The organism is Shewanella vaxholmensis, from assembly GCF_031932135.1.
GTDB classification, from domain to species: domain Bacteria; phylum Pseudomonadota; class Gammaproteobacteria; order Enterobacterales; family Shewanellaceae; genus Shewanella; species Shewanella hafniensis.
Window position 1 is genome coordinate 1 of the sequence record NZ_JAUOEV010000011.1, and the last position, 11910, is coordinate 11910.

General features: G+C 45.5%; 6 protein-coding genes, 1 tRNA gene and 2 pseudogenes. 4 read left to right on the plus strand and 5 right to left on the minus strand.

The window, feature by feature from the left end; translation table 11 throughout:
- Nucleotides 1-181 precede the first annotated feature (181 nt).
- Nucleotides 182-2785 carry a bifunctional acetaldehyde-CoA/alcohol dehydrogenase gene (adhE, locus tag Q4Q46_RS11090; RefSeq protein WP_311905963.1) on the minus strand — a complete coding sequence of 868 codons (2604 nt, stop codon included), beginning with the start codon at nt 2783-2785 and terminating at the stop codon, nt 182-184.
- A gap of 318 nt (nt 2786-3103) precedes the next feature.
- On the opposite strand from adhE, the gene Q4Q46_RS11095 reads away from it, so the two are divergent.
- The 3 genes from Q4Q46_RS11095 (at nt 3104) to Q4Q46_RS11105 (ending at nt 6320) form a co-directional block, all read left to right on the plus strand.
- Nucleotides 3104-3736 (plus strand): YchE family NAAT transporter, encoded by a 633-nt coding sequence (locus tag Q4Q46_RS11095; RefSeq protein ID WP_006081420.1) that lies wholly within the window; start codon nt 3104-3106, stop codon nt 3734-3736.
- A 288-nt stretch (nt 3737-4024) separates the two neighbouring features.
- Nucleotides 4025-6019 (plus strand): methyl-accepting chemotaxis protein, encoded by a 1995-nt coding sequence (locus Q4Q46_RS11100; RefSeq protein ID WP_311905964.1) that lies wholly within the window; start codon nt 4025-4027, stop codon nt 6017-6019.
- Nucleotides 6020-6232: 213 nt separating this feature from the next.
- A tRNA-Ser gene (locus tag Q4Q46_RS11105) sits at nt 6233-6320 on the plus strand.
- A 428-nt stretch (nt 6321-6748) separates the two neighbouring features.
- Here the strand turns inward: Q4Q46_RS11105 and Q4Q46_RS11110 are convergent.
- Nucleotides 6749-6953, minus strand: a pseudogene (locus Q4Q46_RS11110) (IS982 family transposase); the annotation flags it as partial.
- Between the two features lie 161 nt (nt 6954-7114).
- Entirely contained in the window at nt 7115-8041 is a 927-nt protein-coding gene (locus Q4Q46_RS11115) for an IS110 family RNA-guided transposase (RefSeq protein ID WP_311905965.1), read from the minus strand.
- 119 nt (nt 8042-8160) lie between these two features.
- On the opposite strand from Q4Q46_RS11115, the pseudogene Q4Q46_RS11120 reads away from it, so the two are divergent.
- Nucleotides 8161-8480, plus strand: a pseudogene (locus Q4Q46_RS11120) (IS4 family transposase); the annotation flags it as partial.
- 100 nt (nt 8481-8580) lie between these two features.
- Here Q4Q46_RS11120 and Q4Q46_RS11125 read toward each other — a convergent pair.
- The gene (locus Q4Q46_RS11125; RefSeq protein WP_311905966.1) at nt 8581-9537 is read right to left on the minus strand and encodes an AEC family transporter; all 957 of its coding nucleotides are present in this window, start codon (nt 9535-9537) and stop codon (nt 8581-8583) included.
- A 295-nt stretch (nt 9538-9832) separates the two neighbouring features.
- Nucleotides 9833-11902 carry a methionine--tRNA ligase gene (metG, locus tag Q4Q46_RS11130; protein ID WP_259514203.1) on the minus strand — a complete coding sequence of 690 codons (2070 nt, stop codon included), beginning with the start codon at nt 11900-11902 and terminating at the stop codon, nt 9833-9835.
- Nucleotides 11903-11910: the final 8 nt, after the last annotated feature.

An 11910-nucleotide genomic window follows, 5' to 3' on the forward strand; every position in this document is an offset into this window, starting at 1 on the left:
AGTGCTCGTAAGTTGAGCTAGCGGCTAGTGAAGTGATTTTGCGTGCGATCGATTAATGCATCGACTCCTTAATTAGATCATTCACTGAACATCACACAGTAAAAAGCCCTCATTCGAGGGCTTTTTCATTTATGTCGCGCTACGTTTATTTAGCATGCGCTTAGCATCGTTAGGCGATTGCCTAGTTGTTATCGCTATAGTCACGGCCATAATAGCTATCGAGGAACAGTTGTTTCAGCTCGTTAATCAATGGGTAACGTGGGTTGGCACCGGTACATTGATCATCGAACGCATCTTCGGCTAATTCATCTAACTTGGCGAGGAAGTCGGCTTCGTTGACGCCGGCTTCTTGGATAGAAGCAGGAATGCCAATCGTCTTCTTGAGGTGTGTGATTTTCTCAAGCAATTTTTCGACTTTTTCTTCATCCGTTTTTCCGCCTAGTTTCAAGTGATCTGCGATGGCAGCATAACGGCACAGGGCTTTTGGCCTGTCGTATTGGCTAAAGGCCGCTTGCTTAGTGGGCAGATCCGTTGCGTTAAAGCGTATTACGTTATTGATCAGCAGCGCATTGGCTAAACCGTGGGCGAGATGGAACTCAGCGCCCAGTTTGTGCGCCATTGAGTGGCAAATCCCGAGGAAAGCGTTAGCAAAGGCGATACCTGCGATGGTGGCGCCATTGTGGACTTTTTCACGGGCGACAGGTGACTGTGAGCCCAAGTTGTACGCATCGGGTAAATATTTGCACAGTAAGTCGAGGGCTTGCAGTGCTTGGCCGTCGCTATATTCGTTTGCCATCACGCTGACATAGGCTTCAAGAGCATGGGTCACCGCATCTATGCCACCAAAGGCGGTCAGAGATTTAGGCATGTCCATCACTAGATTTGGATCAACAATCGCCATGTTGGGCGTGAGTTGATAATCGGCAATCGGGTATTTTTTACCGGTAATTTCGTCTGTCACTACCGCAAAAGGCGTGACTTCTGAGCCTGTGCCTGAAGTGGTTGGAATTGCCACCATCATGGCCTTGGTGCCCATTTTAGGGAATTTGTAGATACGTTTACGAATGTCCATAAAGCGCAGCGCCAAATCGGCAAAATCCACATCTGGATGCTCGTACATCACCCAAATAATCTTCGCCGCATCCATTGGAGAGCCGCCGCCGAGCGCAATAATCACATCGGGTTTAAAGCTTTGGGCCACCTTAGCGCCTTGACGGACTATGGCTAAAGTGGGATCGGCTTCAACATCGTAAAAGATTTCGGTTTCAAGGCCTTGGGCCTTTAAAATCCGCATGGTTTCGTCGCAATAACCGTGGTTAAACAAAAATCTGTCGGTGATGATCAGCGCGCGTTTTTTATCGCTCAGTTCTTCTAGTGCGATGGGTAAACTGCCGCGGCGGAAATAGATGGATGCAGGAAGCTTGTGCCACAACATGTTTTCGGCCCTCTTAGCGACGGTTTTTTTGTTGATCAGATGGCTCGGGCCAACGTTTTCTGAAATCGAGTTGCCACCCCAAGAACCACAGCCTAACGTCAGCGAAGGCGCTAGTTTGAAGTTGTACAGATCGCCAATCCCGCCCTGTGAGGCAGGGGTGTTGATCAAGATACGTGCTGTTTTCATTCTAAAACCAAAGGCATGCACACGTTCAGTTTGGGTATCTTGGTCGGTATAAAGCCCTGAAGTGTGACCAATGCCGCCAAGTGCGACTAAGGCTTCGGCTTTATCCATGGCATCGTTAAAGTCGATGGCGCGGTACATGCCAAGCAGTGGCGATAATTTTTCATGGGCGAAGGCTTCGCTGTCGCAAATGTCGGTGACTTCACCAATCAACACTTTGGTCCAGTGCGGCACTTCAAAGCCGGCCATTTGCGCGATACTGACGGCGCTTTGGCCAACGATATCGGCATTCAAACCGCCATTTTTTAAAATGACCTGCTGCATCGCCGCGGTTTCATCCTTCGATAGCATGAAGCCACCGTGAGAGATAAAGCGCTCTTTTACTTGCTCATAAATACTGTCAACCACAATCACAGCTTGTTCTGAGGCACAGACCACGCCGTTATCGAAGGTTTTTGACATGAGAATCGAACTGACTGCGCGTTTGATGTCGGCGGTTTCATCGATAACAATAGGCGTGTTACCCGCACCTACGCCAATCGCGGGTTTACCGGAAGAGTAGGCGGCTTTCACCATGCCTGGGCCACCAGTTGCGAGGATCAAGTTGACCTTAGGGTGAGTCATCAATTGATTCGACAGTGCAACGCTTGGTTCATCAATCCAGCCAATAATGTCTTTAGGCGCGCCAGCAGCAATGGCTGCATCAAGCACTAACTTTGCCGCAGTTGTGGTTGAAACTTTGGCCCTTGGGTGGGGCGAGAAGATAATTGCGTTACGGGTTTTAAGGCTGATTAAGGCCTTAAATATCGCGGTCGATGTGGGGTTAGTGGTCGGTACTATGCCACAAATGATGCCCACAGGTTCGGCAATGGTGATAGTACCGAAGGTGACGTCTTCAGATAAAATCCCGCAGGTTTTTTCATCTTTGTATTTGTTATAAATATACTCAGAGGCAAAGTGGTTTTTAATCACTTTGTCTTCAACGACACCCATGCGGGTTTCTGCGGCGGCCATTTTCGCCAGCGAGATACGCGCATCGGCAGCGGCAAGGGCTGCTGCGCGGAAAATTTTATCGACTTGCGCTTGGCTGAATGTCGCATATTCGGCTTGTGCTTTCGCTACACGCTCGACCATGAGATCCAGTTCTTGTGCATTGGTCACTGTCATGATTAATACTCCTAAAAAGATTTAGTGAATCAAGGCATTCACTAAATCCTCTTTATGGTAGAAAATTACACCTAAAGCCGCATTGAAAGTGTGACATCACCGACAATATCGGGCTTTTATGTAATAAAACTACACTTAGGGTAACTTGTTTGTTTAAAATTGCGTTGAAAATGCATCGACTTCGATAACTAAATATTATTCGAAGTTGTGATTTAACCTCAAAAATCTCATTTTTCAGTCAATAGCGCTTGAGATACTATACTTGCCCTCAAGCAAATTTTGATGAAGACGGCGTGACACGCACATAAGGATAGCAACTTGGAGTTAACTCTTTACGTTAAATTTTTTCTTGGCCTCGTTGCCATCATCAACCCAGTCGGGTTGTTGCCTGTGTTTGTGAGCTTAACCAGCCATCAAACTGAAGCTGAGCGGAATCACACGGGTAAAGTGGCTAACTTTGCGGTTGTGGTGATCCTCTTAGTCACGATTGTGGCGGGGCAGCACATTCTGAATATGTTCAGCATTTCTTTATCAGCCTTTAGGATCGCGGGTGGTAGCTTGATCGCCATTATTGCGATGTCGATGTTGCAAGGTAAGTTAGGCGAAGTGAAGCGTAACCAAGAGGAAGACCGCGAATCCTCGGCGATGGAGTCGGTGGCGGTTGTGCCTTTGGCTTTGCCACTGATGGCGGGACCTGGTGCGATCAGTTCGGTGATCGTCTTTGCCGCCGAGCATAATTCATTGTCGAACATCATTGCGATGTTTATTACTGTGATTGTGTTTGGTTTAGTGAGTTTTGGCCTGTTTAGAATGGCATCCATCATCTATAAGATTTTGGGTAAGACGGGGATTAACGTCATTACTCGTCTTATGGGGCTGTTGATGCTATCTATAGGTATTGAAGTGATTGCGGCAGGTGTAAAGGGATTATTCCCGCAGCTCTTTAGCTAGAGTCGTATTACCCCGCAGAATTGAGTTTTTCCTTCTTTTTACGAAACGCATTGGAGTTTATCCTATGCGTTTTTTGTTTTTATCAGTGACTCGTTTTGATGTTTATCCCGCGGTTCACCTTACCCGAAAAGCCAAATCTAACGCTATTGATGAGACATGAAGTAAATCCTCGTTTATTAGAGGATTAACCTGAGTTTTCCCATAAGCCTTAGTCGTTATATGGTTAATCATATGCTATACCTAGTGTTTGGTTATTTGGTCTAACACTAAGTTTAAAAGGATATTTCTATGAAATGGCAATGGATTGGTAATCTCAGTCTAAAACAAAAATTATTAATGGTTGTCTTACCTCCCTTATTAGCTTGTTTCCTCTGCGGAACCCTTTACCTCATTGAAAAGTATGAATATAAACAAGATTTAACCTTAGTGGTGCAACTGAGTGAGTTGGCTGTAACAAACAGTAACTTAGTGCACGAATTACAAAAAGAGCGCGGAATGAGTGCAGGATTTATCGGCTCAGCAGGAAAAGCCTTCGGTGGTAAAATACCAAGCCAAAGACAGTTAACGGATACGCAGCTTAGTCTCTATCAGCAATTTATCACTCAAAATCAGCTGCCAGCAATATTTGCTCCTAAACTTAAGGAGCTTAATTCACAGTTAGGGCGATTAAATTCAATTCGCTCACAGGTGGACAGTTTAAGTATCAGCGTTGCCGACGAAGTCGCCTATTACACAGAATTAAATAAGATATTACTGGCGATAGTCGATGAAACCGCTAAAACTGGCGCCAACCAAGAAATCGCTATCAAAGCCGCAGCCTTTAGTGCCTTTTTGCAATTGAAGGAGAGGGCGGGGATTGAAAGGGCAGTACTCAGCTCAACCTTTGGTCAAGCCGGATTTAAGCCTAAGGTTTATGCAAAATTTATCACTTTAGTCTCGGAGCAAAATACCTACCAAGAAAGGTTTTTAGCCTTAGCCTCAATGGATTTATCCGCTGCATTTAACCGTTTACAGAGTTCAGCTGCAATGCATGACGTTGAACTGTTACGTCAAATTGCGTTTGAGCAAGATAATCAAAAAATTCAACAACAAAGCCCAGAAGATTGGTTTAGTAAATCAACCGCGCGGATTGAGTTATTACGTGAGTATGAGCAACAGGTTTCAGCTGATTTACTCAAGATCACCCATGAGAGATTATCCTCAGCAAATGAGAAAATGTTCTTAGTACTCACGACCTTAATCTCAGTATTAGCGATAGTCTTGATACTGAGTTTATCTGTGATCCGCTACTTGCACGACAGTGTGCATCATTTGTATTCGACTATTACACAAGCCCGTAAACATTATGATTTGAGTGTGCGTTTGACTCAAACAAGCTCGGATGAGTTTGGTGAACTTGCCATCGCCTTTAACGACATGATGAGTGATTTTGAAAAGGTTATCCTACATGTGCGTGCTAGCGGCGCGAAGCTACAGCAAGCGGTAGCCCAAATGGACCTTTGTACCCACGCCATGGAACAAGATGTAATGGCGGGTCACAGCGAGGCAGAGCAAGTGGCTTCGGCGATGACTGAAATGAGTGCGACAGTGGCCGAGATTGCCAGCAATGCCGTGCAGGCATCCGAAGCGTCCTCCGCCGCCAATATAGAGGCTAAAGAAGGTAACCTCGAAGTCGGCCGAACCAGCAAAGCGATCAAAGCCTTAGCCGATGATATCAGTGGGGCTTCTAAAGCCATCAATGACTTAGACCGTGAAATTCATGGCATAGTGGTTGTGCTTGAGGTGATCAGCAGTATTGCAGAGCAAACCAATCTACTCGCACTCAATGCCGCGATTGAAGCCGCGCGAGCAGGGGAAATGGGCCGCGGCTTTGCCGTTGTTGCCGATGAAGTCCGCAGTTTGGCACAGCGCTCACAAACCTCGACCTCTGATATTAAAAACATGACAGATAGATTGAAGGCTGGGGCGAGCATTGCGGTAAAAGCCATGGACAGAGGCTTGGCGCAGGCGAATAACAGTGTTCATGAAGCCGAGCAAGCTGGCGTTGAACTGAAACGGATTGTGGAGCAAGTCGACATTATTGACCGCATGAACGAGCAAATTGCCACCGCAACCCACGAGCAATCGGCCGTATCCGAAGACGTAAACCGTAATGCATTGAAGATCAGTGAGATTTACCTCAATACCCAAAGGATCTCCGATGAGCTTAGGGAACTGACCAAAGCCCTAACGTTTGACGCAAATTTAATGTCAAAAGAAGTACACAAATTTACCGTCAATTAACGGTATAAAAAGGTGAAAAGATTCAGGAAATGACTGCGGTTTGTTTAGCAATTGCGCAACCGCCTGAAACTGAGTCTTTTTTACTTGACCCCCTTTAGGCTTTTGCGTACAGTACCGCTCCGTTAACGATGAAAGCCTCTCGGCAAGGCTATATGAAATCGCTAGCGATTGTTAAACGTGAAAGATTAACCACGCTAACATAAATCGACATATGGTGAGGTGTCCGAGTGGCCGAAGGAGCACGCCTGGAAAGTGTGTATACGGTAACGTATCGAGGGTTCGACTCCCTCTCTCACCGCCAAATTATTAAACAAAAACAGCGACTTACGAGTCGCTGTTTTTGTTTTGGTAACTATTTGGGATCCAAATGTGGATTTTAATATAGTTGTTTAGTCTAAAATCTCCCTTCCAATCATTTTGCCGGTTTTACCTTAGTGATATTCTTTCACTCATTCAGCATTTATCTACCCATCTTAGGCATACAGGCAGTTGGTATGTTATCAAGTGTAGGTGTGTAAAAAATCATCTATGTTAGTTCGATAATTTCTAGAATTATTTGATGGGGTGAAAACAACTGAAATGTTGCTTAGCTAATATGAAGGGAAGAACAGTTAATTGGCCTTTCAAATCTTACTTAGGTCTGTGCCATGGAAATCTGCCCTGTTTTCATAAATTGCTCTGCAAATGAAATTGCGAGTCAATCTGAACGAGGGACATTTTTCACGCACGGAGATAGCCGATGTAGACGTTCTTGAAATCACGATGGTTGGATATCTGAAAAAGTATGATGATGGTCATCACTTCGCTCATCGTAATACGGCCAGCGCGTTGACGCTTGCGTGTACCATCGGTTAACAGGTTTTTTTCCCATTCAGGAATCAAAGCAGCGCAAAAAATCATCGACATCGCAAAACACTTCCACTAATTTATGCATAGGCTCTTCGTTGCGATGGGGTTTCTCTTGGTCGAAAGATCCGATCATTTGGAGGACCATTAGTTCAACATTTCTTATCCCGTATATGGACTCTACCTGTTTAGCAATTGCTTTGACAAAAGATTAGATGCGCACGTGTATACGGTTTTTTATTGAAGAAGCTATCTTCTAACCAATGATCTATTCGCACACTCTGTCCTTATCGAGATTGTAGCGTTGATAACGCTATCGGGATAAACAGGTTGATAGAAGATTGAACGCAGGTATTTATCGCCACCATGCTTATCTATTCCAATCATAACAACCTTACCTCCACTGCTGTGTTGTTTAGGGGTAACACCAACGAAGGCAGCAGCATGCCGGCCATTCTTAAAACCTTGACCGTCACCTAAGCAAGCCAGTAAGCCGGCTGCACCAATATGACTAACGCCTTCGAGTTTAATCAAGCGTTTACAAGGTTCTGATTGAGTGACCCACTGCTTTAACTGTAACGTTACCGCTTTGTAGTGCTCTTCTGTTGTTTGATATTGTTGCCATAAAATCATGAGCAATGGTTTGATTTGCTCAGGTAAGTCAGTTGATTCTGGCGAAATAAAGTGAGTGATGGCTTGCCTTAATGACTTTTTACCTAACGTGATGATAGCGCCATATTCAAAACACAACGCTCGTATGTGGTTACCCAGTGATGTGATTGTTCGGTCGAACCATTTTCTGCTGATTTGAATCGCTTGAATGTTCTGTTGTGATAGGTCTTTAACCTGGCAGAAAGTCATTCCTAACTGTGTTGATGCGATGGCAATGCCGATAGCATCATTAGCGTCTGTTTTTTGATTGCTGATATAGGGTTTTACTTTTTTAGGTGTCATCCCTCTGACTTCATATCCAAATGATTGTGCGACTCGAGCCCAGTAGTGAAAGCTAGCACAGCCTTCCATAGCAACTACACAAGGAGGAGAGTTGGCCAGAAAGTCTCTCGTTTTTTGTGGTGACATGGCTTTATTGAATAACAACTCACCATATGGATTCACTTTACAAACTTGAATGACTTTTTTTGCAAGGTCGAGAGAGATTATTGTAGGCTTACTCATGTATGGACTCCTTTTGTTTTGGTCGACACCAACTTACGACTGTAGTTTGGTGGAGTCCATACATCGAGTTCAGGTAGATTATGTTGCTCGCAGCGCCAATGAAGAAAGGAACTCAATATGAGCGGGTGACTCAAGAGCTGCGGGGTGTGCTTATGGGTTTTAATGTCATTAAATACAATATGTTACCAATAGCTAGAAGCTTGCAATCAGTCCATTGCAATCAACTGATTTTTCGTGATGCAGCGAGTTATATCATCTTCAAGTTGACACAACTGCCATCATAAACACCGCGCAATGTCCCCAGATACGTATTGGATATAGAACGAAATGCACGGCAATTTAAGTTGGATGTTAAATGGGAAAGTGTTTATCCAAGAGTTCATAAAATAAGCAAAAATAATTTCCGGTTAAAGCAAACAAAAATGCCGTTCACTCTTAAGTGAACGGCTCGCCTTTTTACTGTGAGTTATGGTGACTTATCAGCACTCAAACTCGTTCCTCTAGCGTTTGAGCAAGCAGCTCTTAGCTTTTAACTGAAACTAGATTAGCTCCAAAGTGGACAATACAAAGATGCCTAAGGTGCACGTGATCAGCGAGCAGACTGTGGTCAGCGCGATAATATTGGCCGCAAGGGGGGCGTTGCCACCCATGGCGCGTGCCATCACATAGCTTGCGGCTGCGGTGGGCGCAGAACTCATTAAAAAGACCAGCGCTAACTCAATCCCTCGATAGCCCAACAGCAAGGCCCCAATCGTAAGAAAAAGCGGGGCAAAGATCAGTTTTAATGCGGTCGAGAACCAAGTTGAATACTTTTCATGTTTGAGTGAACCAATATCGAGCGAACCGCCAGTGCACAGTAGCGCTAGTGGCAGGGTCATATTGGCAAAGTATTGGCCCGCATCGAGCACCATTTTCGGTACTGGAATAGCAAGTAAATAGAACAACATGCCGACCATAATGGCAATGATCAGCGGGTTTTTAGTAATGGTTTTAATAATCACGCCAAATGCGCGTTGGCTGGATTCTTCGCCTTTAGGGCTTAGGCAAATAACCGCTTGAATATTGTAGAGCAGCGTCATCGAGGCGACATAAACCGCAGCTAAAGCAACACCAGAACTGCCGTAGGCGTTGGAAACATAAGCTAAGCCAATAATCGCGGTATTGGCCCTGAATCCCCCTTGAATGATCACGCCTTGGTCTTTGTGCTTGGGAAATAGCCGCCCAGTTGCATAGGTGGAGAGTATAAAAAACAGCAGATTGGCCGCTAAACCATAGCCAATTAAGGGCGCACTGGAGGCGAGATCGTGATTTGAGCTAATAATGCTTAGGAACAGCAAGGCTGGCAGCGTCACGTTAAAGACTAATTTTGATGCGACATCAATAAAGTTTTCATTGATGATTTGGGTGCGTTTTAGGATCACACCGAGCGCTAACATCAAACAGATTGGACCCGTAATCGAGGCAGAAAACAGCAACTGCTCAACGATATTTCCCATAACTACTCCTCGAATGATTCACTGAACACTGCGTCGATTTTAGACCTGTCACAGATATGAATATCACACTGCAGCAAATGCCTTGTCGATAGAAATACGAGCATTAACTCGATCTCTGAAACCTGTCAGTTAAACTAGTCGCTTAAACCTGTCTGCTAAACCTAGTGGCGTAAACTCAGTCTTTTAAAAGACAAATTGACACTCGAAGCTACAAATAGGCTCAAACAATCGATACCAACAAATAAGGCCACATAAATGCGGCCTTATTGATTTTTCGAGCGTTAGCTAGCGCAGATTACTTAACCCGCATGCCAGGCTGTGCGCCTTCATGGGGTTCTAAAATCCACAGGTCGCTACCACCAGGTCCTGCGGCCAACACCATGCCTTCTGACATGCCAAAACGCATCTTACGTGGCGCTAAGTTCGCCACCATCACAGTCAACTTGCCTTCGAGATCTTCTGGCGAATAGGCCGATTTGATCCCGGCAAACACTTGGCGCGTTTCACCACCGATGTCGAGTTGTAACTTGAGTAACTTGTCAGCGTCAGCAACATGCTCTGCTTTGACGATGCGAGCGATACGCAGGTCGATTTTCGCAAAATCATCAAAGTTGATGGTCTCACTGATCGGATCGTCAACCAGCGGTTCACTGCTAACCGATGAAGCTTCAGCGGTTTTTTCAGGCGCAGCCGTCTTTGGTGCATCGGCCGTGACTTGCAGGTTATCCTTGGAATCAGCAACCATGGCATTGACTTTATCTAGCTCAACACGTTGCATCATTGCCTTAAATGGGGCGATTTCATGACCGGCTAAATCTTGGCTCAATGCATCCCAAGTGAGTGGCAATTGGAAGAAGGCTTCTACATCTTGGGCTAAACGTGGCAATACAGGTTTTAGATACGTCACGAGAATACGGAACAGATTCAAGGCGTTTGAACACACTTGATGGGCTGCTTCCTGTTGATCGTCATGTTTAACCATTTGCCAAGGCGCAGCATCGGCTACAAACCCGTTGGCGATGTCCGCTAATGCCATGATTTCACGCATCGCTTTGCCGTATTCGCGCGACTCGTAAAAATCGGCAATCACGTCTTGTTTGGCTAAAAACGCTTCGGTCAGCGTAGTATCAGCAATTTTCGCGAGCTTGCCATCGAAGCGTTTAGTGATAAAACCTGCGGTGCGCGAGGCTAAGTTCACTAGTTTACCGACTAAATCTGAGTTCACGCGCTGGGCGAAATCTTCTAGATTTAAATCTAAATCGTCGATACGGCTGCTGAGTTTAGCGGCGTAGTAGTAACGTAAATATTCAGGATCTAAATGATCTAAATAGGTACGCGCCTTAATGAAGGTGCCTTTCGATTTAGACATTTTTGCGCCGTTGACCGTCACATAACCGTGGGCATAAACGCTGTTTGGCTGACGATAACCTGAGCCGTGCAGCATGGCTGGCCAGAAGAGGCTATGGAAGTAGACTATGTCTTTACCGATGAAGTGATAAACCTCAGCAGTTGAATCTTTGCCCCAGAATTCATCGAAGCTCAACTCAGGACGTTTTGCACACAGGTTTTTGAATGAACCCATGTAGCCGATAGGCGCATCTAACCACACGTAGAAATACTTGCCCGGTGCATCGGGGATTTCGAAACCAAAATACGGTGCATCACGGGTGATGTCCCATTGCTGCAGACCTTGCTCAAACCATTCGTCGAGTTTATTGGCCATTTCGACTTGCAGTGCGCCAGAGCGAGTCCACTCTTTTAGCATGCCTTCGAAGGCGGGCAGGTCGAAGAAAAAGTGCTCAGTGTCTTTCATCACTGGCGTTGCACCCGATACCGCTGATTTTGGATTGATCAGTTCAGTTGGGCTGTAAGTCGCGCCGCAAGAATCACAGTTATCGCCATATTGATCAGGTGACTTACATTTAGGGCAAGTGCCTTTTACGAAGCGGTCGGGCAGGAACATGGATTTTTCAGGATCGAATAACTGAGAAATGCTCTTGCTCTTGATATAGCCGTTGTCCCTTAGCTTGAGATAAATATCGCTCGCCATGAGACGGTTTTCTTCGCTATGGGTGCTGTGATAGTTATCGAAAGCGACATTAAAATCGGCAAAATCCTGCTGATGTTCTTTGTTAACTTGGGCGATCATATCTTCAGGCGCTATGCCTAATTGCTGGGCTTTAAGCATGATCGGCGTGCCATGGGCATCATCGGCACAAATATAGTGGCACTCATGTCCACGAAGCTTTTGATAACGCGACCAGATATCTGTCTGGATGTATTCCAACATGTGACCTAAATGTATCGGTCCGTTTGCGTAGGGAAGTGCGCTGGTCACGAGAATTTTACGTTGTGAAGTTGCCATCTTGTCTC